General features: G+C 68.5%; 21 protein-coding genes, 1 tRNA gene and 2 pseudogenes. 18 read left to right on the forward strand and 6 right to left on the reverse strand.

Going from position 1 to position 24280, the window contains the following annotated elements; translation table 11 throughout:
* Positions 1–66: 66 nt before the first annotated feature.
* Positions 67–957 carry a helix-turn-helix domain-containing protein gene (locus A3862_RS08790; RefSeq protein WP_236961870.1) on the reverse strand — a complete coding sequence of 297 codons (891 nt, stop codon included), beginning with the start codon at positions 955–957 and terminating at the stop codon, positions 67–69.
* On the opposite strand from A3862_RS08790, the gene A3862_RS08795 reads away from it, so the two are divergent.
* From A3862_RS08795 to A3862_RS08870, 18 genes and pseudogenes are all read left to right on the forward strand, one after another.
* Positions 941–2380, forward strand: a complete 1440-nt coding sequence (locus A3862_RS08795; RefSeq protein ID WP_236961872.1) for an NADH:flavin oxidoreductase/NADH oxidase — start codon at positions 941–943, stop codon at positions 2378–2380. The two genes, A3862_RS08790 and A3862_RS08795, sit on opposite strands and share 17 nt — an antisense overlap.
* Positions 2381–2492: 112 nt before the next feature.
* Positions 2493–2687 carry a DUF485 domain-containing protein gene (locus A3862_RS08800; RefSeq protein WP_236952752.1) on the forward strand — a complete coding sequence of 65 codons (195 nt, stop codon included), beginning with the start codon at positions 2493–2495 and terminating at the stop codon, positions 2685–2687.
* A 12-nt stretch (positions 2688–2699) separates the two neighbouring features.
* Positions 2700–4286 (forward strand): sodium:solute symporter family transporter, encoded by a 1587-nt coding sequence (locus tag A3862_RS08805; protein WP_111473522.1) that lies wholly within the window; start codon positions 2700–2702, stop codon positions 4284–4286.
* A gap of 1438 nt (positions 4287–5724) precedes the next feature.
* Positions 5725–5910 (forward strand): hypothetical protein, encoded by a 186-nt coding sequence (locus A3862_RS31045; protein ID WP_124262961.1) that lies wholly within the window; start codon positions 5725–5727, stop codon positions 5908–5910.
* A 47-nt stretch (positions 5911–5957) separates the two neighbouring features.
* Complete coding sequence (locus tag A3862_RS08815) at positions 5958–7364, forward strand: LLM class flavin-dependent oxidoreductase (protein ID WP_075381105.1); 1407 nt, start codon at positions 5958–5960, stop codon at positions 7362–7364.
* An 8-nt stretch (positions 7365–7372) separates the two neighbouring features.
* Positions 7373–8143, forward strand: a complete 771-nt coding sequence (locus tag A3862_RS08820; protein WP_043759779.1) for an ABC transporter ATP-binding protein — start codon at positions 7373–7375, stop codon at positions 8141–8143.
* Between the two features lie 10 nt (positions 8144–8153).
* A complete protein-coding gene (locus A3862_RS08825) occupies positions 8154–9035 on the forward strand; it encodes a branched-chain amino acid ABC transporter permease (RefSeq protein WP_043759777.1) in 882 nt (293 codons plus the stop codon).
* Positions 9036–9039: 4 nt separating this feature from the next.
* Positions 9040–10128, forward strand: coding sequence for a branched-chain amino acid ABC transporter permease (locus tag A3862_RS08830; RefSeq protein ID WP_043379245.1), 1089 nt, complete (start codon positions 9040–9042; stop codon positions 10126–10128).
* On the forward strand, positions 10125–11480 hold the full coding sequence (locus tag A3862_RS08835) for an ABC transporter substrate-binding protein (RefSeq protein WP_043759775.1): 1356 nt from the start codon (positions 10125–10127) through the stop codon (positions 11478–11480). Before A3862_RS08830 ends, A3862_RS08835 begins: the two co-directional genes overlap by 4 nt.
* Positions 11477–12247 (forward strand): ABC transporter ATP-binding protein, encoded by a 771-nt coding sequence (locus A3862_RS08840; protein ID WP_043379252.1) that lies wholly within the window; start codon positions 11477–11479, stop codon positions 12245–12247. The genes A3862_RS08835 and A3862_RS08840 overlap by 4 nt, the downstream gene beginning before the upstream one ends.
* 43 nt (positions 12248–12290) lie before the next feature.
* Complete coding sequence (locus A3862_RS08845) at positions 12291–13547, forward strand: acyl-CoA dehydrogenase family protein (protein WP_043759773.1); 1257 nt, start codon at positions 12291–12293, stop codon at positions 13545–13547.
* Positions 13547–13714, forward strand: a complete 168-nt coding sequence (locus A3862_RS31470; protein ID WP_158498470.1) for a hypothetical protein — start codon at positions 13547–13549, stop codon at positions 13712–13714. Before A3862_RS08845 ends, A3862_RS31470 begins: the two co-directional genes overlap by 1 nt.
* A 262-nt stretch (positions 13715–13976) precedes the next feature.
* Positions 13977–14108, forward strand: a pseudogene (locus tag A3862_RS32595) (helix-turn-helix domain-containing protein); the annotation flags it as partial.
* 9 nt (positions 14109–14117) lie between these two features.
* On the forward strand, positions 14118–14873 hold the full coding sequence (locus tag A3862_RS08850; protein WP_236962064.1) for a LysR substrate-binding domain-containing protein: 756 nt from the start codon (positions 14118–14120) through the stop codon (positions 14871–14873).
* 163 nt (positions 14874–15036) lie between these two features.
* The gene (locus tag A3862_RS08855; RefSeq protein WP_043759770.1) at positions 15037–15762 is read left to right on the forward strand and encodes a PIG-L deacetylase family protein; all 726 of its coding nucleotides are present in this window, start codon (positions 15037–15039) and stop codon (positions 15760–15762) included.
* Positions 15759–16448: a 4-carboxy-4-hydroxy-2-oxoadipate aldolase/oxaloacetate decarboxylase gene (locus A3862_RS08860; RefSeq protein ID WP_043379263.1), complete on the forward strand. Its 690-nt coding sequence runs from the start codon at positions 15759–15761 to the stop codon at positions 16446–16448. Before A3862_RS08855 ends, A3862_RS08860 begins: the two co-directional genes overlap by 4 nt.
* A gap of 82 nt (positions 16449–16530) precedes the next feature.
* On the forward strand, positions 16531–17859 hold the full coding sequence (locus A3862_RS08865) for an MFS transporter (RefSeq protein ID WP_236961874.1): 1329 nt from the start codon (positions 16531–16533) through the stop codon (positions 17857–17859).
* A gap of 41 nt (positions 17860–17900) precedes the next feature.
* Positions 17901–19358, forward strand: a complete 1458-nt coding sequence (locus A3862_RS08870; protein ID WP_111473524.1) for an MmgE/PrpD family protein — start codon at positions 17901–17903, stop codon at positions 19356–19358.
* Between the two features lie 30 nt (positions 19359–19388).
* On the opposite strand, the pseudogene A3862_RS08875 reads toward A3862_RS08870, so the two are convergent.
* From A3862_RS08875 to A3862_RS08895, 5 genes and pseudogenes are all read right to left on the reverse strand, one after another.
* Positions 19389–19887, reverse strand: a pseudogene (locus A3862_RS08875) (transposase).
* A gap of 323 nt (positions 19888–20210) precedes the next feature.
* A tRNA-Arg gene (locus tag A3862_RS08880) sits at positions 20211–20287 on the reverse strand.
* Positions 20288–20412: 125 nt separating this feature from the next.
* Positions 20413–21153, reverse strand: coding sequence for a nucleotidyltransferase family protein (locus tag A3862_RS08885; protein ID WP_043379300.1), 741 nt, complete (start codon positions 21151–21153; stop codon positions 20413–20415).
* A gap of 19 nt (positions 21154–21172) precedes the next feature.
* Complete coding sequence (tsaE, locus tag A3862_RS08890; protein WP_236961877.1) at positions 21173–22735, reverse strand: tRNA (adenosine(37)-N6)-threonylcarbamoyltransferase complex ATPase subunit type 1 TsaE; 1563 nt, start codon at positions 22733–22735, stop codon at positions 21173–21175.
* A 177-nt stretch (positions 22736–22912) separates the two neighbouring features.
* Positions 22913–24247, reverse strand: coding sequence for an EAL domain-containing protein (locus A3862_RS08895; protein WP_236961885.1), 1335 nt, complete (start codon positions 24245–24247; stop codon positions 22913–22915).
* Positions 24248–24280 lie beyond the last annotated feature (33 nt).

Raw genomic sequence — 24280 nt, forward strand, 5'->3', positions numbered from 1 at the left:
CCGACCGGCGGCTCTCAATGTGGTGTAAATGCTTCCAGTATAATTACGACCAGAACAACTTGAGATTTACGATCTGCCAATGAGCCTGTAATGTTTCGGTGTGAGCCCGGTCAACCGCCGAAAAGCCGTTGCCAGATGGCTTTGACTGGAGAAGCCCGTATCGAAGGCAATCGCCGTGACGGCAAGGTCGGTCGAGAGGAGCATGGTCTTGGCCCGCTCGACACGGCGTGAGAGGACATACTGGTGAACCGTCGTTCCCCATTGCTTGAGGCACACGCGGGATAGGGTGCGAGGGGATACGCCGATCTCGGCGGCAAGCGCCTCGAGGGAGAGGTCCTCGGCGAGCCGCTCTTCGATCAGGTCGCGGATGCGCCGCATCTCGCCGCGATCCAGCGCATCGTTCTCCAACGCCGTCCGTGATGAGCGACCGTTCGCCGTATAGGCCCGGACAAGGCGCACGACCATCGCGTGGACCAGCTCGTCGACATAGAGCGCCGATGAGGCATCGGGCTCCTCCCGCAGGATCTCCAGGATGGCCAGGGCCAGCTGCTCGAGGAGCGGATCAGACGTTCCGAGCGGAATGTCGAGCTCGACCCGTGGCGCCGTCGCACTCCACATCTGGCGCGCGGTCTCGTCGATCAAGCCCTGGCGGAGATGCATCGCAAGCATCTCGGAGCGTCCGCGTCTTTGCCACTCGCTCTTGTCGTGGGCGGGGATCAGGTGGAACTGCCGGGGGCGCAACGTGCTCGCCTCGGTCGCGCCGCCGCGCCCGATGCGTCGACGGATCTGGGCCGGACGCGCGACGCAGTAGCCGAGGCAGGGATTGCCGACCGGATCGAGTGTCCCCGTCCACGGCTCGACGGCGACGTGCTGCGCGTGAATGTCCCGCCAGCCCCGCCCCGTGCTGCGGGCCAGCGCGATATTCTTCGGCCAGGAGCCGATGTCACGCGTCTGCATCGTCGCGCTCGTCATGTCCCCGACCCTGTCGGCACGTCCCGCCAGCCTCCGCGCTGCACGCTGTCCGGAATCTGTTCGAGCCCGGCCCGAATTTGGAAGAGTGCCGTCCAAAGCTAAGGGCAGTCTAGGGCTTGAACAAGTCATCACTGGCGGACAGCTCGGCATTCGACTGCTCGTTCCGCAACTGTATTGGCTCAATTTCGAGCAGATAGCTCGCTTCTCCGGCAGGATGTTCGGCTGGACGGAGCGTGCGTGGAGAGCGGGCACGATGTCCTCATTGTTCAGCGAACTCCGGGTCCGCGATGTCACGTTGCGCAACCGCATCGCGGTCTCGCCGATGACCCAGTTCTCGTCGCCGGACGGCCTCGTGAACGATTGGCACTTGGTCCATCTGGGCTCGAAGGCGGCGGGCGGCGCCGCGCTCGTGGTGGTCGAGCAGGCGGCCGTGTCGCCGGAAGGCCGCATGTCCACGCAATGCGCGGGCATCTGGAACGACGAGCAGGGTGAAGCCCTGGCCCGGATCGCCCGCTTCGTCTCGACCGTCGGGGCCGTGCCCGGCATCCAGCTCGGCCACACGGGCCGCCGGGGCTGCGTCGAGCCTCCGTGGAAAGGCGGCGGCCATCTGCCGGAAGATCACCCCGACGCGTGGGAGATGATCGGCCCCTCCGCGGATGCGTTCGGCGGGGTCATGCCGCGCATCCCGCGGGCCATGACGCACGACGATATCGCGACCGTCACGCGCCAGTACGCCGAGGCCGCACGCCGGGCGCGGGACGCCGGCTTTCAGTGGCTGGAGATCCACTGCGCGCACGGTTTCCTCCTGTCGAGCTTCTTTTCGCCCCTCGCCAACCGGCGCACCGATGAATACGGCGGCGATTTCGCCGGGCGCAGCCGGCTGCTTGTCGAGGTCTTCGAGGCCGTCCGCTCGGAATGGCCCGAGCGGCTGCCGCTCTCCATGCGGTTCGGCGTGACGGAATTCGCACCCGGCGGCCAGACCATCGACGAGTCGGTCGAACTGGCCCGCCTTCTCGCCCCCCGGGGACTCGACCTCGTGGACGTCTCCTTCGGCGGCAACTCGGGCCGCGCCCAAACGCCGTGGGACGAAGAGGGCTTCATGGTCCCGGCGGCGCAGCGAATCCGCAAGGAGGCGGGGGTCCTGACCGCCGCGAACTGGAACCTGGCTGATCCCGTCTTCGCGGAATCGATCGTCAGGGAGGGCCAAGTCGACATCGTCATGCTCGGCAGGCCGATGCTCGCGAACCCCCACTGGCCGGTCTACGCGGCGATGGTTCTGGGCGAGGCGCGCCCCTACGACATGCTGCCTGTCCAGTTCAAAACTTGGCTCAACAAGTATCAACGCAGCCGCGTCAACAACGGATTCGGCCACGTGGTCGCCGATGCCGCATCGAAGGCTGCCGAATAACCGCCCGATATAACATCAACGCGTCGAAGCCGGAGGTCGAACGGTGTCAGCAGAGGAAACACATCTCGAAGTCCCGAAGAACGATCTGCCGCAGGCCCGACTCGGATGGATCATGGCGTGCATTCAGACGGTGATCTACGGCAGCTTCGTCGGCACCTTCATCGTTTCGCCCGCCACCATGACGCGGCCGATCGCGCCCGGGATGGCCGTGACGGTCGCCACCGTCGGCGGCCTCCTCGCCATCCTGTCCACCATGATCCTGACGGGACTCTACGTCCTGCTCGCCAACCGTCTCACCGCGCGCTGAGGAGGCGACCCCATGCGAAGATCCCTATTGGCCACCCTGCTGCTCCTGGGCGCGACCGCCCCGGCGCTCGCGGGCGATCCCGGCGGCGGCCTGAACGCCGCGGCGATCGGAATGTTCGTCGGCATCGTCATCGTGACGCTGGGCATCACCTACTGGGCGGCCCGGCGCGCTCAATCCGCCGATCAGTTCTATGCCGCCGGGGGCCAGATCTCCGGCTTCCAGAATGGCATCGCGCTGGCCGGTGACATGATATCGGCCGGCGCGCTCCTCGGCCTCGCCGGATTGATCTGCTCCTCCGGCTTCGACGGCCTGATCTTCGCCGTCGGCTACGCGACCGGCCTGCCCTTCGTCGTCTTCCTGGTGGCCGAGAGATTGAGGAAGCTCGGCCGCTACACGGTGGCCGACGTCCTCGCGACGCGCCTGTCGGAAACGCCGATCCGCATCTTTACTGCCATCGCCACCCTCGTCATCGTGATGTTTTACCTCATCGCCCAGATGGTCGGGGCGGGACAGTTGATCCGACTGCTTTTCGGGCTGGACTATCTCTACGCGCAGATCCTCGTGGGCGCGCTGATGATCTGCTACGTGATGTTCGGCGGCATGGTGGCGACGACTTGGGTGCAGATCGTCAAGGCGACGCTGCTGCTCGCCGCCGGCGTCGCGATCGCGCTGCTCATCCTGGCGCGCTTCGGATTCGACTACGACAGCCTCATCGCCCAGGCCATTGCGGTGCATCCGAAGCACGCCGCCATGATGATGCCCCAGGTCTATTCGGGCAGCGTGTGGCAGTCGATCTCCCTTGGCATGACCCTGATGCTCGGGGCGGCAGGCCTGCCGCATGTCCTGATGCGCTTCTTCACCGTCCCGGATACCCGTGCCGCCCGCGTGTCGGTGTTCTGGGCGGTGATGTGCCAGAGCGGCTTCTTCGCCCTCATCTTCGTCATCGGCTTCGGAGCGCTGGCCATCATAGGCGGGGACCCGGCCTATCTCGACGCCAAGGGCGCCATCCGCGGCGGCGGCAACATGGCCACCGTCCATCTGTCGCACGCCTTGGGTGGCGACACGCTCATGGGCCTCGTCTCCGCCGTGGCGTTCGCCACGATCCTGGCGGTGGTCGCAGGACTGACGCTGACGGGAGCCTCGGCGGTTTCGCACGATCTCTACGCCCGCATCATCGGCCGGGGCCGGGCAACGGAGCGCAGCGAGATCCGCGCCTCGCGGCTCGCCACGGTCGGCCTCGGCATCATCTCGGTACTGCTCGGCATCGCCTTCCAGACCCAGAACGTCGCCTACATGATCAGCCTCGCCTACGCGGTCAGCTGCAGTTCGACCCTGCCGCTGCTGATCCTGGCGCTGTACTGGAGCGGCCTGACGACCCGGGGCGCCATCGCGGGAGGGGTGACCGGGCTCGTCGGCGCGACCGTCCTGACGGTTCTCGGCCCGCCGGTCTGGGTGAAGGTGCTCGGAAACGCCGCACCGATCTTCCCGATCGATCCGCCCACGATCGTGACGATGCCATTGGCATTCCTCACGGCGTTCGTGGTCTCGGCGATGGACCGCAAGTCCGCGCCCGCGGCGGCGATGTCGCCCGCGACCTAGCGCTACTCCTGCGGGGCCTCGCGATCTCGACCGTTGCGAGCCCCCCCCCCTTGACGGTTCCGCCATGGGCACGCGCCGGTCAGGCATAGAAGCAATCCATCGCGGAACGATGAAAGGTCCGCGTCCCAAGTATAAGGTTCACAAAGCGGGAATTCTGCTTCCGGCCATGACCGCCGGATCGTGGGCGCTTCAGAATGACTGGGTTGGGTGCTTTCCTGCCCATCGGCTTTCGGCGGCCGAATCCGTAAGTTCGCCCGTTCGCCCGGATCGTGTCGGTCGACGGATGCGCGCCCATTTGGGTCGTCCAAGTCCCCCAAGGCAGTGCCCGAAAGCGGCACGCGACATGACGGCGTGCGCCGGCTTGCGCGCATGACAACGGCAGCCAACCGAGACCAGCCAATATGCCCCACGGATCGTTGCGGGCGGGCCCCTCTGCGCAACGCGAACCTGTCCCATGGTGACGCTTGTCGCCCCAGGACAGGACGGCAGCGTCGAAGATCGAGCAGAATGGCTTTGAGCCGCGCGGTCACACGACGATGGCGTGCACGGTCCGGTCCGTCGGGGCCAAGGTCGAGACTGGTCACGCTTGCTGCCAGGGCCAAAATCCAAGTGCCGGCTCTTCGGCAGCAGCCTCAAGGTGCTTCTGAACCAGCCGAACAGAACTGCACTTGAGACGGGCGAATATTTAGGGATCTCGAAACCAGGAAACATGGACATCGTTCCAGGTCGAGGGTCGTGCGCTTCACCGGCCGGACCGGTAGCGCGCTGAACGCGCCGCGATCGAAAAATGGCGGCTCAAGCGAGGATCTGCGCCCCCGACGCAACGCCGCTCGCCGACGAAGCAAGTCACACGAACAACATTCCAACCGGCCGACCCTCGCCCCCAGTGCGTCCGGTGCGCAGATCCGAGGCGCTGCAGGCTAATCGAAGAGTCCTTCCACCCGCCCTCGACGAAGCGGAATCTTAGCCTCGTCGCCTCAAGTAAAATGGCATTCTGTTTTCTTGAACGACGATATCGTTTGCGCATAATTTCTTTGCCTGAGGGGACACAAGCGATCTTTCCCCGAAAAAATATAAACAATATGATTCTTTACTGGGGCATCACTTCGGATGTCCTTGCTATACCGAGACGACTCGCCGATGCAGTTTGCACCTTCCGCCATCTCTCGCAGAGTCTCATCCCGGCTCGGGGTTCGGCGAGGCTGTCTCGCACTCCTTGCCCCTCTCTCCGCCGAGGCCCTGTCGCCGAGCGCCGTCGAGACCGTCACGGGCGAGGCGGGCCCGCAGACGGATGCCGGCGCGATCGGCGGCGCCCCTCATGGCGGCGTCAAATGGCATGGGCCGCGGGCGCCCGACGCGGCCTCGCTGGCTGCGGCGGGGTTGTCAGGCCGACCTGATCTCAGGAGGCACCGGCGGCGCCTGTTCTCGCGACAAGCTCGTGTTCGAGGTCTACGCTCATCTTGCCGTAGGGAACGGTATCTTCTTCGAGCCGGTGGTCCAGTACGTCGTGAACGGTGATCCGTACTGGAATCCGTACGCGGCCAATCGCTCGAAAGACGGCGTTGACGTTGACGCCACGCGGATCGTCCCGCTGGCGGCGATCTTCGGCCTCGCTCCGGGCTGAACCGCCCGACCTTCCCGCCCTCACCACACCGACTGCGACGCGCTGCCATGCCCGGCCAGACCATTCGCTTCAACGCCTTCGCCATGAATTGCGTCGGCCATCAATCGCCCGGCCTTTGGGCCCACCCGCGAGACCGTTCGTGGCGATACAAGGACTTGGAATACTGGCAGGATCTCGCTCGGACTTTGGAGCGGGGCATCTTCGACGGTGTCTTCATCGCGGATGTCGTCGGATACTACGATGTCTACAAGGGCTCCAACTGGCACGCCCTCGAGCAGGCGGCCCAGATCCCCGTGAACGATCCGCTGCAGCTGGCCGCGCCGATCGCCCTCGCCACGGACCATCTCGGGATCGGCATCACTGCATCCACGTCCTTCGAGCATCCCTACACCTTTGCAAGGCGCCTCTCGACGGCGGATCACCACACCAAGGGCAGGATCGGATGGAACATCGTCACGTCCTACCTGGAGAGCGGAGCCAGGAATGTCGGCCAGAGCGGCCTGCAGCGCCATGACAACCGCTACGAGGTCGCGTCGGAATACGTCGAAGTTCTCTACAAGCTCTTCGAGGGGAGTTGGGAGGATGGGGCGGTCCTGCGGGACCGGGATAGGCGGATCTTCACGGACCCGTCGAAGGTCCATGAGATCGGCCACCGCGGGCGGCACTTCACGGTCCCCGGCTATCATCTCAGCGAGCCCTCACCGCAGCGCACACCCGTGCTCTACCAAGCCGGCGCGTCGGGCCCCGGCAAGGCCTTCGCGGCAACGCATGCCGAATGCGTCTTCGTGGCCGCGCCCCTCAAGGCGATGCTCAGGGCCTATGTCTCCGATGTCCGCGCCAAGGCCGTCGCCGCGGGGCGGTCGGCTGAGGACATCCTGATCTACAACCTCACGACCGTGATCGTCGCCGAGACCGACGAAGCCGCGCAGAGGACGTTCGAGGACTATCAAAACTACGCATCCTACGACGGCGCGCTCGTCTTCATGTCGGGCTGGAGCGGGATCGACTTCGGGCAATACGCACCGACCGATCTCGTGAAGAAGGTCGAGACCAACGCCATCGTCTCGATGGTCGAGACCTTCACGGCGGACGAGAAACCCTGGTCGATCGCCGAGTTGGCCCGGTGGGGCGGCATCGGCGGAATCGGGCCGGTCTTCGTCGGCTCGCCGACGACCGTCGCCGACATCCTGCAGGAATGGGTCGAGGAGACCGGGGTCGACGGCTTCAACCTCGCCTATGCGGTCACGCCCGAGACCTTCGAGGATACGGTCAACCTGCTGGTGCCGGAACTGCAGCGTCGCGGTGTCTATCCGAAGGCGTACAGGCCCGGGACCCTGCGCGAGAAACTGTTCGGACGCGGCGCCTACTTGCCCGAGTCCCATCCGGCTCACGGCTACCGGGACATCGAAGCCGTGAAGGCGCGCGAGGCCGCGGGCCTTGCGGCGGCCGAGTGAGGGCGGCGATGCCCGAACCTCTTCTCGACGTCTTGGACGTCTCACTCTCCTTCAGAGGCCTGAAGGCGCTCGACGCGTTGAGCTTCTCGGTGACGCGCGGCGAGATCTGCGCCCTGATCGGTCCGAACGGCGCGGGAAAGAGTTCGGTCCTCAACATCCTCAACGGCGTCTATCGCGCCGATGGCGGGGCGATCGTGTTCGACGGCGGCCGCCTGGGACAGATCCGTCCGGTCACGGCCGCGCGGCGGGGCATCGGGCGGACCTTCCAGCACGCGGCCCTGTTCGGCGGCCTGAGCGTGCGCGACAACGTTCTCGCCGGCCTGTCGCGCAAGAGCCGGACGACGCTCCTCGACGATGCCCTGGGCCTGCCGCGCGCGCGCGCGGAGACGCGCGGATGTCTCGCTGCAGCCGACGAGATCCTCGGCTTCCTCGATCTCGCTCCCCACCGCGACCGCCTCGTCTCGACCCTTCCCTACGGCCTTCAGAAGCGCGTCGATCTCGGGCGGGCGCTGATCGCGAAACCCAAGCTCCTGCTTCTCGACGAGCCCATGGCCGGGATGAACGGCGAGGAGAAGCGGGCCATGGCGCGTTTCATCAGGTCCGCGCGCGACACGCTCGGGACGACGATCGTCCTGATCGAGCACGATATCGGCGTGGTCCTCGGTCTCTCCGACCACGTCGTCGTCCTCGATTACGGGCGCAAGGTCGGGGACGGCCCACCGTCCCAGGTCCGCAGCGATCCGGCCGTCATCGCCGCCTATCTCGGCAAGCCGCAGTGAGGACCGCGCGATGAGCTTCTTCCTGGAGACGCTCGTGGGCGGAGTGCTCGCGGGCGTGATGTATGCCCTCGTCGCGATCGGCTTCGTGCTGATCTACAAGGCGTCCGGCGTGTTCAACTTCGCGCAGGGCTCGATGGTGCTCTGCGCTGCGCTGACCTTCGTGACCCTGACGGAGAAGGGACTTCCGTTCTGGCTCGCCGGTCTCGTCACCTTGGCGATCATGGTGACGCTCGCGGTGGCGGTCGAGCGGGTGGTGCTGCGCCCGCTGGTCAACCGCTCGCAGGTCACCCTGTTCATGGCGACGCTCGGCCTGTCCTACATCATCGAGGGCGGCTCGCAGTTTCTCATGGACGCGCGCGTCCACGAACTCGACCTCGGGATCGCCGACCTTCCGGTCGCGCTCGGACCGATCCAGGTCAGCTCGTTCGATCTGGTGGCCGCCGCCAGTGCCGGCGCGCTGGTCCTGGGTCTCGCCCTGTTCTTCGAACGCACCCGGATCGGCAAATCCCTGCGCGCCGTCGCGGACGACCCACAGGCCGCGCTCTCCGTGGGAATCCGGCTTCCGGCACTCTGGGCGGCCGTCTGGGCCGTGGCCGGGTTCGTCGCGCTGGTGGCGGGACTGCTCTGGGGCGCACGGCAGGGCGTCCAGTTCTCACTGACCTTCGTGGTGCTGAAGGCGCTGCCGGTGCTCATCATCGGCGGATTCACCTCGATCACCGGCGCCATCGCCGGCGGCCTCATCGTCGGGGCGGGCGACGCCCTGGCCGAGATCTATCTCGGGCCGCTCCTCGGCGGATCCGTCTCCACGTGGTTCGCCTACGGGCTTGCGGTCGCCTTCCTGCTGGTACGGCCGGCCGGATTGTTCGGCGAGCGGCCGATCGAAAGGGTCTGACGCGATGCCTCCCGCTGCCGCGGCCCTCGACGGCCGCGCCCTCGCCGCGACGTCCACGCCGGCCGGTTCACCGATCCGGGCAGCGGGCATTCTCGCCGCCCTTGCCATCGCCGCCGTGGCGGTGCCGGTCGTCGCGGACGACTACTGGTACAACGCGATCCTGATTCCGTTCCTGATCATGGCGCTGGCGGGCCTCGGCCTGAACCTGACCATGGGCTTCGCGGGCCAAGCGTCCCTCGGCACGGGCGCCTTCATGGCGGTCGGCGCGTACGCAACCTACAACCTCCTGCTCAGGGTGCCGGTGCTCCCGCTGCCCTTCAGCCTGCTCGGTGGAGGGCTGATCGCCGGCCTCGTCGGCCTCGTCGTCGGCCTGCCGAGCCTGCGGATCAGGGGGTTCTACCTCGTGGCGCCGACTTTGGCGGCGCAGTTCCTGATCGCGTGGACCTTCAATCAGGTCGGCTGGTTCTCGAACTACGCCACGTCGAGCGCGATCTCGGCCCCCCATCTGGCCTTGCTCGGCCGCGATCTGTCGAGCCCGGCCGGGCGTTACGCCTTGACGCTCGCGAGCGTCGTCGTCGTCACGGCCGTGGCGTGGCGGCTGGTGCGGAGTCGGACCGGCCGCGACTGGCGCGCCGTACGCGACGGCGAGACGGCTGCCGCGATCATCGGCGTCCCGGTATCCCGAGCGAAGCTGTCGGCCTTCTTCGTCGGGGCTGCCGTGAGCGGCGTGGCCGGCGCACTCTGGGCCTTCGCCTATCTCGGCACGGTCGATGCCCGAAGCTTCGATCTCGATCGCTCGTTCCAGGCGATGTTCATCATCATCGTCGGCGGTCTGGGCAGCCTGTCGGGAAGCTTCCTCGGCGCAGCGTTCATCGTGCTCACGCCGATCCTGCTCTCGCACCTGTCCGGCACGATCCTGGGAACGGGCCTCGACGGCGGGCAGATCGCCAATCTCCAGCGCGTCGTCTTCGGCGCCCTCATCATCGGCTTCCTGATCAAGGAGCCGAACGGCCTCGCCGCGCTCCTCGGGAGCCTCGTAGACCGCCTGCGCCGTCTGGCCCACCGACCTGACCCTCTCGGAGAAGACAGATGACCCGCCTCGCACGGACCATGCGCATCGTTGCGCTGGCCGCCCTTCTCGGAACCGGCACGGTCACCACGGCCCCGGCCGGAGACGCGGCCCGGCAATACTTCCCGCTCCCAACATTCCGCGTGGGCGCCTACGCCTCGTCCGGCATTCCCGTCTGGGCCGGGACCATCGATTACCTTCGCTACATCAACGAGGTCGAAGGCGGCATCAACGGCGTCAAGCTGTTCTGGGACGAGTGCGAGACCGAATGGGCGGTCGAGAAGGGCGTGGAGTGCTACGAGCGGGTGAAAGGCGGCCGTGACGGCTCGCCCGTGCCCCTCTTCCTGCCCCACGGCGATCCGGTCTCGAAGGCGCTTACCGAGAAGTCGGTGGCCGACAAGATCCCCCTCGTGACCACCGGCTACGGCCGAACGGAGGCCATCGACGGCCGCGTGTTTCCCTACAGCTTCACGGTTCTGTTCAGCTTCTGGAGCGAGGCCTCCTCGGCAATCAACTATATCGCCGAGCAAGTGGGCGGGAAGGACAGGCTCAAGGGCCTGAAGATCGCCACCGTCTACCACGACAGCCCGTATGGGAAGGAGACGCAGATCCCCCTCGACCTTCTGGCCAAGACCTACGGCTTCGAGAATATCCAGATCGCGGTGCCGCATCCCGGCAACGACCAGTCCGCGCAATGGGCGCGGATCCGGCAGATCAAGCCGGATTGGGTGTTCCTGCGGGGATGGGGCGTGATGACGCCGGTGGCGATCAAGACCGCCGCCAAGACGGGTTTCCCCGTCGATCACATCATCGGCGGGATCTGGTCGGGCTCCGAGGAAGACGTGCGCCCGGCCGGCAGCGTCGGGAAGGGATATCGCGCCATCACACCGTTCCCGGCGGGGCAGGACTTCGAGATCCTCAAGAAGATCAAGGCCGCCATCGTCGACAAGGGCCTGAGCGACCTGAAGGACCCGAAGAGCTTCGGATCGGTCTACTACAATTCCGGCGTGATCGAAGCGATCATCGCCGTCGAGGCCATCCGGACGGCGCAGGGGCGCTTTGGCCGCAAGCCGATCGACGGCGCACAAGGGCAATGGGGCCTGGAGCACCTCGTCCTCGACGAGCCCCGCCTGAAGGCGCTGGGCGCGGAAGGGCTGGTGCAGCCCCTCCGTCTCTCGGTGAAGGACCATGAGGGAGGCGGCGCCGGCAAGGTGCTGCAGTGGGACGGCACGCAATGGGCGGTGGTCAGCCACGGCTGGGTGAAGTCCGACCGGGACCTGCTCCTTCCGCGCATCTACGAGCGCGCCGCGGCCTATGCCCGGGAGAAGGGCATCACGCCCCGCAGCGAGGAGACCGCCGAGGCGATCGCGCGATGACGGCGCCGGCTGCCTTTCTCGAGGTGGACGGCATCGAGGCCGTCTATGGGAACGCCATCCTGGCGCTGAGGGACGTCTCCCTTTCCCTCGGTGCAGGAGAGATCGTGGCGTTGCTCGGCGCGAACGGCGCCGGGAAGACCACGACGCTCAGGGCGATCTCGAACCTGCTCGGTGCGCAGCGCGGCTCACTTCGCCGCGGCCACGTCCGCTGGCAGGGGGAAGCGACCGCGCGGCTCGATCCGGCCAGCCTCGTCCGAAGGGGCTTGGTGCAGGTGCTCGAAGGCCGGCACGTCTTCGGCCAGCTCACGGTCGAGACGAACCTGGAGATCGGCGGCTATCTCCGCCGACCGAGCCGAGCGCAACTCGCCCGCGATCTGGAGCGGATCTACGCGTGGTTCCCACGCCTCAGGGAGCGCCGGCATACGCGGGCGGGACTGACCTCGGGAGGCGAGCAGCAGATGGTGGCCATCGGCCGCGCCCTGATGACGCGTCCGAAGCTGCTCCTGCTGGACGAGCCCTCCATGGGCCTCGCCCCCCGCGTCGTCGCCGAGATCTTCGAGAGCCTCGCTCGCCTGAACCGCGAAGAGGGGCTGAGCCTCCTCATCGCCGAGCAGAGCGCTCACCTCGTCCTGGAGCACGCCCACCGCGCGGTCGTGCTCGAGAACGGGCGCGTCGTCGCGACCGGGAATGGCCGCGACCTCTCGGCCAGCGGCCGGCTCGACGCTCTCTACCTCGGTGAGCCGGGCGCCACGCCGACACGCCACTGACCCACGCCCGGCTCCCATCGCATCCGGAGGACACGAGACCGCCATGACTGCTTCGGAACGACAGGGATCTGCCCATTGGGGGGTCGCGCCGAGCCCGCGCTACGAGGCCCTCGCGGGGCGATTTCGGCCGCTCTTTGCCCAAATCCGCGAGGGCGCCATCGAACGGGAACGGAACCGAGACCTTCCCTATCCGGCCTTCGCCGCGTTGCGGGACGCGAAATTCGGTGCCCTTCGGGTCCCCGAGGCCGAGGGGGGGTTCGGGGCGAGCCTGCCGGACCTGTTCGCGCTCCTCGCCGAGTTGGCCGAGGCCGATTCCAACCTGCCTCAGGCGTTGCGAAATCATTTCGGCTTCGCGGAGGACACCGTCGGCAGCCCGAAAGACGAGCGCCGCGCGCGGTGGATCCAGCGTCTGACGGCGGGCGACCTGTTCGGGGGAGCGTGGTCCGAGACCGGCCCGGCCAAAGTCGGCGTGTTCGAAACCCGCATCCATCGCAGCGGTGCGGGGTGGGGCGTGACGGGTCGGAAATTCTACACGACCGGCTCTCTCTTCGCGGACTGGATCGACGTGGTCGGCACCGGTCCTGATGGCGAAGAGACCTCCGCCATCGTCGCGGCGAAAGGACCGGGCCTCGAGATCGTCGACGATTGGGACGGCTTCGGCCAGCGGCTCACGGCCAGCGGTTCGACCGTCTTCGACGATGCCGACGTTCTAGGGGATCCGCTTCCGACCGCCTCGCGGTTCTCCTACGGGCCGGCCTTCTTCCAGGCCGTCCATCTCGCCACCCTCACCGGCATCGCCCGGGCCGCGGCCACGGAGGTGACGAGCGCCGTCCGGGACCGCAACCGGACCTATTCCCATGCGGCGGGGGCCCGGCCGCGTTCCGATCCGCAGGTGCTCCAGGTGGTCGGGCGGGTCCACGGCCTCGCCTATGCCGCCGGCGCCATCACCCTGCGGGCTGCGGAGGCCGTCCAGCGCGCCTACGACGCCCGCATCGGTGCTGTGCGGGAGGAGGAAGCCCATGCGATCAACGTGAGGGCGGAGATCGAGTTGGCGCAGGCCCAGAGCGTTCTCACCGGACTCGTCCTGGACGCAGGAACGATCCTGTTCGACGCCCTGGGCGCGTCGGCCACCCGGTCCGGTCTCGCGCTGGACCGACACTGGCGCAACGCCCGGACGATCGCGTCCCACAATCCGCGGATCTACAAGGACCGCATCGTCGGGGATTTCGCCGTGAACGGCACCGAGCCCCCGTTCCAGTGGAAGATCGGTCGATCGCCCGCTCTGTCCGGCGGCACGTAATGGGCGAGTACGATGCCCGCGGGCACGGCCAGGTCGGACAGGCGGCGCAGGCCGCGGTCGCCCGGCCGCCGCTGCAGTCCTGCAGCGGCGTCAGCCCCGACGAGGCGGCGCACGGCCGACCGGAGCGGAAGCGCTCCAGCGCCAATGCCTGCTTCGCAAAGCTCTGATGCGAAGCAAAGGTCTGACGCGGAAATCAGACCGGCTTGAACGCCGGCACAGCTGTCATCCGCAGGGCCTTACCCACCGATCGCCGGTGCAGCGAATGGGCCAGTGTCTCCGCCGATGCGCAAACGCGGCATCGTGCCCGTGCGATGGGCTTGGCCGCATGATCCGGTCCCGAGCGTGCGGACAGGGGCAGCTTCTCGCCGAGCCGCAAGCATGTCACTCCGCACGATGGACAGCGCGGTCGCGCGTGGGACGTAGGGCACGATGGAGCGCGTGGACTTCCTGGGGCTCCAAGCCTTTCTCAGCATCGCCAACTGGGGAAGCTTCAACCGAGCGGCGGCCAGTCTCAACCTGTCCCAGGCCGCCTTGAGCCATCGCCTCAAGAAGCTGGAGGACGAACTCGGGGTGAAGCTCGTCGCCCGCACGACGCGCCAGGTCACCTTGACCCCCGCCGGTGTCGACCTGCTGCCGAGCGCTCAGCGCATCGTCGAGGAGCTGTCCCAGATCTTCGGAAAGCTGCGCGCGCAGGGGCGCGAGAGCCAGGACCTCGTCCGCATCGGGTGCCTGCCAACCATCGCGAGTTCTCACCTGCCCCTCATCCTGCAGCGCTTCGGCCAGCGCGACCCAGGGGTGCTCGTACGCATTCTGGACCATTCGGCGACTGCCATCGTGGAGCGCGTGCGGGCGGGCGAGGCGGAGTTCGGCGTTACCATCATGTCCGCCCAGCACTACGACCTCGACATCGCTCCGATCCATCAGGAGCCCTTCGTGCTCGTCTGTCGTGCCGGTCATCGGTTCGCGGGGGAAAAAGCGGTTACATGGAGCGATCTGCGCGACGAGCGCTTGGTCAAGATCGGCGAGCAGACCGGCAACAACCTGCTCATCGCGGCCGGGCTCGGCGGGCGCTATGCCGAGATGGGCTGGACATACGAGGTTCACCGCGTCGCCACGGCGATCGGCCTCGTGCTCGGCGGCCTCGGCATCACCGTGGTCCCGCGCCTTGCCTTCCAGACGTCACCCGGCAGCGACCTCGTCGCCGTGCCGCTGCGAGGGCCCAGCATCTCGCGCACGATCGGCATCGTCACTCGCCGCGGCCACACGCTGTCGTCGCCGGCCGAACGTCTGGCGCGGATCTTCCGCGAGTATTTTCAGACGGTCTGAGCGGGGACGGCGGGCCGTGGGATCGCACCCATTTATCGATTTTATGCAATAAAAACTGCAATCATTTCATTTGTCTCATACATGGGCGTTTACTAGTCATCGATCCTGAAGACAGCGCGCAGGTCCTGCCTCGCCGCTGGAATGAGGGAGGACACCGACGGCCATGACGTCAGTTCCCAAGTCAGGTCTCGTGGTGACCGCCCACCCCGGCGATTTCGTCTGGCGAGCAGGCGGGGCCATCGCGCTCCACGCAGCGAAGGGCTACCGCCTCAAGATCGTTTGCCTCTCTTACGGTGAGCGCGGCGAGAGCCAGTGGGCCTGGAAGTCGGCCGGCGTGCGCCTCGACGATGTGAAGGCGCAGCGGCGTGCCGAGGCGGAGGAGGCCGCCGCGATCCTCGGCGCCGAAATCGAGTTCTTCGACGTCGGCGATTATCCCCTGCGCGTGGGCGAGGCCGAGCTCGACCGCTTGGTTGATGTCTACCGCGAGTTGAATCCGGCCTTCGTGCTGACGCACGCGCTGGAGGATCCCTACAACTTCGACCATCCAGTCGCCGCCCATCTCGCCCAGGAAGCGCGGGTCATCGCACAGGCCGCCGGCCATAAGCCGGACCACGAGCGCCGCTACAGCGCGCCGCCGGTCTTCCTGTTCGAGCCGCACCAGCCCGAGCAGTGCAACTTCAAGCCCCAGGTGATCCTCAACATCGATTCCGTCTGGGCGACGAAGCAGCGGGCCTTCCGGGTGCTCGCCGCCCAGCGCCACCTTTGGGACTATTACGAGCGCGTCGCCCTCAACCGCGGCGTCCAGGGCGGCCGGAACTCCGGCACGGCGATGACGTACGGCGAGGCCTACCAGCGGCTCTTCCCGATGGCGGCGGAGGTGCTGTCATGAGGAACGTCGTCGTCCGCAACATTCCGCGCCTCGCGCCCGAGGTGGCGCAGCGGCTCGCCGGGCATGGCGTCTCCACCGTGCACGAGGCCCAGGGACGCACGGGCCTGCTGAAGCCGTACATGCGTCCGATCTGGGAAGGTGCTGCCATCGCCGGCAGGGCCGTCACGGTGCTCGCCCAGCCCGGCGACAACTGGATGCTGCACGTCGCCATCGAGCAGTGCCGGCCGGGGGATGTCCTCGTCGTCGCCTGCACCACCGACAACACCGACGGCATGTTCGGCGATCTCCTCGCCACCTCGCTGAAGGCCCGCGGCGGGATCGGCCTCGTCATCGACGCGGGCTGCCGCGACGTGCGGACCCTCAAGCAGATGGGCTTCCCGGTCTGGTCGCGCGCGATCTCGGCCAGGGGCACCGTGAAGGCGACCCTCGGCAGCGTGAACGTCCCGGTGGTCTGCGCCGGCGCCCTGGTCCGGCCGGGCGATGCGATCGTGGCGGACGACGACGGCGTCGTGGTCGTGCCTTGCGCCGACGCGGCCGCGGTGGCGGAGAAGGCCGACGCCCGGACCGCCAACGAGGAGGCGAAGCGCGCCCGCCTCGCCGCGGGCGAACTCGGCCTCGACCTCTACCGGATGCGCGAGACCCTCGCGGCCGCCGGCCTGGAATACGTCGACGATCCGCAGGACTGACGCCCCCGTACCCGGGCGCCCGGCAGACCGCCCGAAAGAGGCGGCGCAGGGCACGATCCGTCGTGCCAGGAGGAAACGCACCATGATGAAGCTCGGCTGGTACCACGACCTCGACGATACGGAGCGGCGAACCTACTGGGCCTGCTTCGCGGGCTTCGGCCTCGATGCCATGGACACGACGATCTACGCGCTCGTCATTCCGGCCCTCATCGCAACGCTCGGCCTCACGCAGGCCGAGGCCGGCTACCTCGCCACTGCCTCCCTCGCGGGCGCCGCGGTCGGCGGCTGGGCCGCCGGCATCCTGGCCGACCGAATCGGCCGGGTCCGGATTCTCCAGCTCACCATCCTGATGGTAGCCGGCTTCACCTGCCTCGCCGCGTTCATGAGCGATTTCTGGTCGCTCGCCGCCGTCCGGTTCCTGCAGGGCGTCGGCTATGGCGGCGAGGCGGCCGTTGGCGGGGTGCTGATCAGTGAGGTCATCAGGCCAGGCCTTCGGGGCCGGGTCGCGGCCTCTGTCCAGAGCAGCTACGCGGTCGGCTACGCGATCTCGGTCAGCCTTCTGCCGGTCATCGCCGCGCTCTTCTCGGAGGAGATGGGCTGGAGGGTGTTCTTCGCCCTCGGCATCGTGCCGGCCGGCCTCGTCTTCTTCATCCGCCGGCTCGTGCCGGAATCCGGCATCTACATGCAGGCAAAGGCCGCGCAATCCGACGGCGCGGTGTCGCCGCCGGTCTGGACGATCTTCACGGGCCGGCATCTGCGCCGCACCTTCGCGGCAGCGGTGATGTCCACCGGCATCTTCGGGGGCGCCTACGTGATGATCACGTGGCTGCCGACCTATCTGCGGACGGCCCTCGGCCTCTCGATCAAGTCGAGCACCGGCTATCTCGCGATGAACATCCTGGGCTCCCTCGTCGGCCCGCTGCTCTACGGCTGGCTGTCGGACCGGATCGGCCGCCGTCCCGCCTTCATGACGTTCCTCGTCCTGCAATCGGGCAACGTCGCGATCCTCCTGCTCGCGCCGATCGGCCTCGGCACCACGATCGTGCTGAGCTTCTTCCTGGGCGCGTTCCAGGGCGCCCTGGCCGCCGGCATGCTGCCGACCTTCGCGGAGCTGTTCCCCACGTCGATCCGGGCGAGCGGCCAGGGCTTTTGCCTCGGTGGCGGACGCGGGTTCGGCTCGGTGGTGCCCGCCACGGTCGGCATCCTGGCGGCCAGCCTGCCGCTCGGCACCGCGATGGGCGCCTGCGCCCTCTGCGCCTACGGCGTCGCCTTCTGCGCGACCCTTCTTCTCCCGGAGACCGCCGGCGCGGATCTGCACGGTGACCCGGGCGCCCGGGACCCGCGCCCCGTTGCGCCCGGCCGGGCAGACGGTCACGCCGTGACGCCCCATCTCGCTCGAACCGACGCATGAGGGCCACGCTGCCCACGGCAGGGCTCAGGGAGCAGCACGGCATGGCCCAGGACACCGCGGCACGCGGAACGAGCCGGAGAAGGATTCTGCAGGCGGCGGGCGGCCTCCTCGCCACCGCCGCCGTGCCGGCCCGGGCGGCCCCGGCCGGGGCGGAGATCACCGGACGGCTCGCCCGCTACATGGTCGAGGCACGCGACAGGCCGCTTCCGCCGGATGTCGTGCTGGCCTGCAAGCACCGCATCCTCGACACGTTCGGCGCCATGATCTCCGGCGCTCGCATGCGGCCAGGCGAGATGGCGACGGCCTATGTCCGCAGCCTCGGCGGCATCGATCAGGCCACCGTCGTGGCCTCGGATCTGCGCACCACCGCGATCAACGCGGCCCTCGCCAACGCCATGTGCGCCCATGCCGACGAGACGGACGATTTCGAGCCTGTCACCAAAGCGCATCCCGGCTCGGCCACCGTGCCGGCGGCTCTCGCGATGGCTGAGAAGGAGGGCCGCTCGGGTCAGGACATGATCCGCGCCGTCGTTCTCGGCTACGATCTGTGCTGCCGTCTCCTCCTGGCGCTCGGGCCGGATCTCGTCCGGGGCTCCCACCGGAGCGCCGAGGGAACGAGTTCCACCTTCGGGGCCCTGGGCGCAGCGGCCGCGCTCGCCCGCCTCGACGAGCGGCGCACGCGCTTCGCGCTCTCCTATGCGGCCCAGCAGGTCTCCGGGCTCTGGAGCTGGGTCAAGGACGAGGACCATATCGAGAAGGCCTTCGACTTCGCCGGGATGGGCGCCCGCAACGGCGTCACCGCGGTCACGATGGTCCAGGCCGGCCTGACTGGCGTCGCCGACGTCCTCGACGGCACGCACAATCTGTTCATCGCGCTCTCGACCGACCCCAAGCCCGAAGCGATGCTGGATGGGCTCGGAAGCCGGTATTTCATCTCGGAAACCGCGATCAAGACCTTCTCGGTCGGGTATCCGATCCAGTCGCCCCTCGATGCAATCCTGACCTTGCGCGAGCGCCACGGCCTGCGCGCCGCAGATGTGCAGCGGATCGTCGTGCACCTGCCGACCGACGCGGTTGGCATCGTCGGGCACAGCGCCATGCCGGATGTGAACTGCCAGCATCTCGTCGCCCTGGCGCTTGTGAGAGGAGCCGTCTCCTTCACGGACAGCCATGATGCGAGCCTGATGCAGAATCCTTCGATTCGGTCCGCACGCGAGAAGGTGGAGGTGGTGGGCGATCCCGGCCTGATGACGCGGGAGGCCCCGCGCAGCGCGCGGGTCGAGGTGACCCTCACCGACGGGAGGAGGCTGGAACATTTCACGAAGTTTCCGCCCGGGACCAAGGAGAACCCCCTGAATACGGAGCGGGTGAACGCGAAGGTGCGCGACCTCATCACGCCGGTGCTCGGTGTGCCGCGCGCCGACGCGCTGATCACGCGTCTCAACGACCTTGAAAACCTCACCGACGTTCGAGGGCTGCGGAGTTTGATCGCTTCCTGATGGGGGACCTTGCCCCCTGTTTGCCCTCGTTCATAACCAGAGCCCGTTCCGGTTCTGGTCGTGCTCGGACCGGGTTGCAGATGCGTTCGGGGTTGAGCCCGCCGAAGCTCGTGTGAGGGCGGCAGGTGTTGCAGTCTGCCCGCCACACCTCGGCCATGGTCCGAGCCGCCGGCAGGCTCCGGAACAGCTGCTCGCTCAACCACGCGTCGCGCAAGCGGCCGTTGAGGGCCTCGACGAAGCCGCTCTGCTGCGTGCACTGGACGTCAGAAGGTTTTCTCCAGAGCCTCGCGCAGCGTGGCCACGTCGAGCCTCGCCTCGACCAGGAGCGTCTTGCGCTTACGGCTCTCCTCGTCGAGCGCCTTCAGCCGGCGCGCATCCGAGACCTCCGTGCCGCCCCAGCGCGAGCACCACGTGTAGAACGTCGCGTCGCCGATGCCGCGACGGCGGCAGACCTCAACAACCGGCAATCCGGCCTGCTGCTCCTTCAGGATCCGATGCTCTGCGCTTCGCTGAACCGGCTCTTCTTCATCGTCCGTCCCCTGATCGACGGACTCTCGCTTCAGAACGAGGGCAAGCCAGCGGCCAAAGGAGGAGTCGCATTTCGCGATCTCCCTGGCATCCACGCCCGCCCGCTACGGTCGGAGGTGTGGCGAGGCGAGCGTGGAAGGTCAGTGGGGGCTTAGGCCACCGACAAGCTCGGCAGTAGCAAGCGAGCTTTGCCGGATCATGTCCCGACCTCACGAACGCCGCTCGCGCATCCGGTGCAGGCGTCCGCCGTTACCGAGTGGTTCCACTGTTACCCACAGCGTTAACCCGGTGCGTTCGGGAATGTATTGAGACTTAGCTAGGTGATGGCGCGCCCGAAAGGATTCGAACCTCTGACCCCCAGATTCGTAGTCTGGTGCTCTATCCAGCTGAGCTACGGGCGCCTGACACGGCGGCGGGGTCTTGGCCCGCCGGTGTGAAGGGGCTTCTAGAGGCTCGGATCCGGCTTGGCAAGACACTTTGGACAACGACTTGCGCGGCCCATGCGTCCCACCTCGCTCCCCCGGACCTACGGAGTCCGCGCGCTCGCCCGCACGCGCTCCTCGGCGGCCCGGATCGCCTCGGGCGTTCCGACATGCAGCCACTGGCCGTCGAGCCGCATCCCGAAAAGCCGCCCCGCCGCGATCGCCCGGTCGAACAGCAGGTTGAGGGAGAAGGCGCCCGTCGGCGTGTCCGCGAACAGGCTCGGCGTGAGGATCGCCACGCCCGCGTAGATGAAGGGCGCCACCTCACGCTCGCCGCGCCGCTCCAGGCGCCCGTCCGGGTCCATCACGAAGTCACCGGCCCCTTCGTAGCCGAGGCTGGTGGCGGTGGGGGCCACCAGCAACAGGCCATCCATGCGGTCCCCATCCCAGCTCTCGATCAACCGGCGCAGGTTGGAGGCCGGCCCCTCGAGCCAGAACGAATCCGAGTTCAGCACCACGAACGGCCCCGCGCCCAGGAGCGGCAAGGCCTTGCGGATGCCACCGCCCGTCTCCAGCAACGCTCCACGCTCGTCGGACACGAGCGTGGCCGGCCCCTCGGTCCGGCCCGCAAGATGCCCCTCGATCAGGTCGGCGAGATAGTGGACGTTGACGACCGCGGTCCCGATTCCGGCCTCGGCGACCCGGTCCAGGGCGTGATCGAGCAGAGCCTTGCCGGCGACCTCCACCAGGGGCTTCGGCACCGTGGCGGTCACCGGCCGCATGCGCTTGCCCAGGCCCGCGGCCAGGACGAAGGCGCGGCTGACGGCGGGGGCGGGCTCGCTCATGCGGTCGGGAATCCGATGGTCAGGGTTCGGGAGCCGGAGCGACGAGGCCCGGCAGATGATCCGCGTGCCACGCCCGCAGTCCGGCGAGCGCCGGATGGGCGAGGTTGCGGGCGAGATAACCCTCGATCCGCGGCAGATGGGCGAGATAACCGGGCTTGCCGTCGCGCCGGTCCAGGCGCGCGAAGATGCCGAGGATCTTTGTGGCCCGCTGGGCCGCAAGCAGCGCGTAGGCGGTGGCGAAGGCCCCGACATCGAAGGCCGGGTCCCGGCCGCGGCGCTCGCGGGCGTAGAGGCCGAGCAGCCGCAGCTCGAACTCGGCGCTGGAATCGACCCGGGCATCCTGCAGCAGCGACGCGACGTCGTAGGCCGGGTGGCCCATCACGGCGTCCTGGAAGTCGATCAGCCCGACCCGCTCCAGCCCGTCGCGCTCGGGCAGCCAGATCAGGTTCGGGGAGTGATAGTCGCGCAGGGTCCAGGTCGGCCGGTCCGGGATCGCGCCCTGAAGCGCCTCCCGCCACAGGTCGACGAACGCCGCCCGCGCCTCCGCCGTCAGGCGGACGTTCCGGATCGCCGGCGCGTACCATTCGGGCATCAGTTCCGCCTCGAACAGCAGCGCCTCCATGTCATAGGGCGGCAGCACGTGCTCGATCCCGTCCTCCACCGGCAGGGCCGAGGGGAGCGGGTTGGCGTGGAGCTTGGCGAGCACGCGCACGGCCTCGGCGTAGCGCTCGGGCCGCGGGGCGCCCCCCTCGATCACCGGCTCGCTGCCGAGATCCTCGAGGATCAGCAGGCCCTCGGCGAGGTCCTCGCCGTAGATTTTGGGCGCCGAGAGGCCGAGCGCCCGCAGGCCGCGGTCCAGGGCCACGAAGGCGTGGACGCTCTCGGCGAGGTGCACGATCGCGCTGTAGGGCTTGCCGTCCCGCACCGGGGGCCCGTCCGGCCGAGGCGGCGCGATCATCAGCACGGCGCGGGTGCCGTCGGGCTTGGTCAGACGCTCGTAGGCGCGGGAGGAGGCGTCCCCCTGCATCAGCGTCCGCTCGGCGATGTCCCACCCGCTGCGGTCGAGGAGGCGGCGCACCGCCCGGGCCCGATCGAGGCGGGCGCGCATGCCGCCGGTGCCGTCGATCCGGGCGAGCCGCGCCTCGGGGCCGAACTCCGCCCGCAGGGACAGGTCGACGGTCAGCACCGGACCGTCGCGGGGCGGCATCCGGTCCGGCCACTCGACCAGGGTGATCGCGCCCTCGGCCATCTCGTCGAAGCCGAGTTCCACCAATTCGTCGGGGTCGCGCAGCCGGTAGAGGTCGGCATGGATGATCGGCCGACCATCCCGGGCCGCATAGGGCTGGATCAGCGTGAAGGTCGGGCTCGGAACCTCCAGCTGCGCGTCGCCGGCGAGTTCGCGGATCACCGCGCGGGCGAGCGTGGTCTTGCCGCCGCCGAGGCCACCCGACAGGGCGACGACGTCGCCGGGGAGCAGAAACTCGGAGAGGAACAGGCCGAGATCCTCCGTGGCCGTCTCGTCCGGCAGCACGAATTCCCAGGGCACCGGCCGCGCGGATGCGCCTGCCGCCCCATCGGCCATCTGCCCGTCCCGCTCGTCTCCGCCCAAAGCCCGCCTCCGAGACCCGAAGACGCATGGTCCGAAAACACGCACCGGATGCAAGCGTTTCCGCCCGGAGCCGCGCGCTTCCCGCCGGCCCGGTGCATCGAAACCACGCTCGCGGAGGCGGCAAACGTCGCCGCCGAGGCCCGGACTCCCTCAGATCTGGGCGCCGTGGCCCCCCTGCCGCCCGGAATCGGCCAATTCGGCCGGCCCGCACCGCCAGCGCAGGGCATCCCAGGCAGCCGCCGCCGCAAAGGCATCGGCCTGCGGCATCGGACGACCGAAATGGTAGCCCTGGCCCAGGGCGCAGCCCATCGCCGCCAGGGCCTCCGCCTCGGCGCGGCCCTCGATGCCCTCCGCGACCGCCGCGACCCCGATCTCCTCGGCGAGCCGCAGGATGGTCTGGACGATCCGGCGATCGCGCGGCTCCGCCAGCATCGCCCGGACGAAGGCCCGGTCGACCTTCAGCGTGGTGATCGGCAGGGCGCTGAGATGACTGAGCGAGGAATAGCCCGTGCCGAAATCGTCCACCGCGATGCCGAGGCCGGCCGCGCGGCAGCGCGCGAGGGCGGCGGCGGCGCCGGCCGGATCCTGCATCAGCGTGCTCTCGGTGATCTCGAGCTTGAGGGCCCCGGGGGCGATACCGGTCCGGCGCAGCATCGCGTCGATCAGGCCCGGAATGTCCGACCGGGCGAGGTCCTGGGCGGTGACGTTGAAGCTGACGAACAGGGAGGTTTCGACGGAGGCGGGGGCCTGCAGGCCGGCCTGCAGGATCGGGGGCACGATCCGGCCGATCTCGCCGATCACCCAGGCGGTGATGGCGACGATCAGGCCGCTCGCTTCGGCGGCCGGGATGAAGGCCGCGGGCGGCACGAGCCCGCGCTCGGGATCGTGCCAGCGGATCAGGGCCTCGAAGCCGGCGAGCCGCCCGGTGGCGAGCCGCACGATCGGCTGCAGGAACAGCGCGAACTCGTCCTGGGCCAGGGCCCGCCGCAAGGCGCGCTCCTGCGCGAGGGCGGCGACAGTCGCGTCGAAATCGGCTCGGGCGGCCGGCGACAGCGCCGCCGGCCGGCTCCCCGCCACCGCCGGTCCGAGGCGCGGCAGGGTCTCCCGGAACCGGGCGATGAGCCCCTCGAGGCAGAGGCGCAGGATCGGATCGGCGCCGGCGAGCCGCTGGCGGATCTGCGCCGCCCCCACGGGCACGAGCACGCAGTCCTCCTCGGCGCGGACGCCGGCGGAGCGCGGGAGGGCGTCGAGGATGGCCATCTCGCCGAAGAGCTCGCCGGCCCCCCGCCGGCCGAGCACCGACTCGCCGCCGTCGCGCCGCTGGAAGATCGCGATGCGCCCGCTCAGGATCAGGTAGGCAGAGTGCCCGATCGCCCCCTCCTCGAACAGGACGGCGCCGGCCGGGAGGGTGACGGGCTCGGAGAGATCCTGCATCGGCCGGGGCGCTGCGACGTCGACGGGGAAGGCCGGAGCGAGCCCTGGCACAGCGATCTTAAGATCGGATCAAGGACCTGCCGG

It is taken from the genome of Methylobacterium sp. XJLW (assembly GCF_003254375.1).
Classification (GTDB): domain Bacteria; phylum Pseudomonadota; class Alphaproteobacteria; order Rhizobiales; family Beijerinckiaceae; genus Methylobacterium; species Methylobacterium fujisawaense.

What these genes read in the sequence shown, in the direction of transcription:
- A3862_RS08795 (WP_236961872.1), top strand. Translation starts at nt 941, where the DNA reads ATGTCACGCGTCTGCATCGTCGCGCTCGTCATGTCCCCGACCCTGTCG.
- A3862_RS08790 (WP_236961870.1), bottom strand. Translation starts at nt 957, where the DNA reads ATGCAGACGCGTGACATCGGCTCCTGGCCGAAGAATATCGCGCTGGCC.
- A3862_RS08800 (WP_236952752.1), top strand. Translation starts at nt 2,493, where the DNA reads ATGGCGTGCATTCAGACGGTGATCTACGGCAGCTTCGTCGGCACCTTC.
- A3862_RS08805 (WP_111473522.1), top strand. Translation starts at nt 2,700, where the DNA reads ATGCGAAGATCCCTATTGGCCACCCTGCTGCTCCTGGGCGCGACCGCC.
- A3862_RS08815 (WP_075381105.1), top strand. Translation starts at nt 5,958, where the DNA reads ATGCCCGGCCAGACCATTCGCTTCAACGCCTTCGCCATGAATTGCGTC.
- A3862_RS08820 (WP_043759779.1), top strand. Translation starts at nt 7,373, where the DNA reads ATGCCCGAACCTCTTCTCGACGTCTTGGACGTCTCACTCTCCTTCAGA.
- A3862_RS08825 (WP_043759777.1), top strand. Translation starts at nt 8,154, where the DNA reads ATGAGCTTCTTCCTGGAGACGCTCGTGGGCGGAGTGCTCGCGGGCGTG.
- A3862_RS08830 (WP_043379245.1), top strand. Translation starts at nt 9,040, where the DNA reads ATGCCTCCCGCTGCCGCGGCCCTCGACGGCCGCGCCCTCGCCGCGACG.
- A3862_RS08835 (WP_043759775.1), top strand. Translation starts at nt 10,125, where the DNA reads ATGACCCGCCTCGCACGGACCATGCGCATCGTTGCGCTGGCCGCCCTT.
- A3862_RS08840 (WP_043379252.1), top strand. Translation starts at nt 11,477, where the DNA reads ATGACGGCGCCGGCTGCCTTTCTCGAGGTGGACGGCATCGAGGCCGTC.
- A3862_RS08845 (WP_043759773.1), top strand. Translation starts at nt 12,291, where the DNA reads ATGACTGCTTCGGAACGACAGGGATCTGCCCATTGGGGGGTCGCGCCG.
- A3862_RS31470 (WP_158498470.1), top strand. Translation starts at nt 13,547, where the DNA reads ATGGGCGAGTACGATGCCCGCGGGCACGGCCAGGTCGGACAGGCGGCG.
- A3862_RS08855 (WP_043759770.1), top strand. Translation starts at nt 15,037, where the DNA reads ATGACGTCAGTTCCCAAGTCAGGTCTCGTGGTGACCGCCCACCCCGGC.
- A3862_RS08860 (WP_043379263.1), top strand. Translation starts at nt 15,759, where the DNA reads ATGAGGAACGTCGTCGTCCGCAACATTCCGCGCCTCGCGCCCGAGGTG.
- A3862_RS08865 (WP_236961874.1), top strand. Translation starts at nt 16,531, where the DNA reads ATGATGAAGCTCGGCTGGTACCACGACCTCGACGATACGGAGCGGCGA.
- A3862_RS08870 (WP_111473524.1), top strand. Translation starts at nt 17,901, where the DNA reads ATGGCCCAGGACACCGCGGCACGCGGAACGAGCCGGAGAAGGATTCTG.
- A3862_RS08885 (WP_043379300.1), bottom strand. Translation starts at nt 21,153, where the DNA reads ATGAGCGAGCCCGCCCCCGCCGTCAGCCGCGCCTTCGTCCTGGCCGCG.
- tsaE (WP_236961877.1), bottom strand. Translation starts at nt 22,735, where the DNA reads ATGGCCGATGGGGCGGCAGGCGCATCCGCGCGGCCGGTGCCCTGGGAA.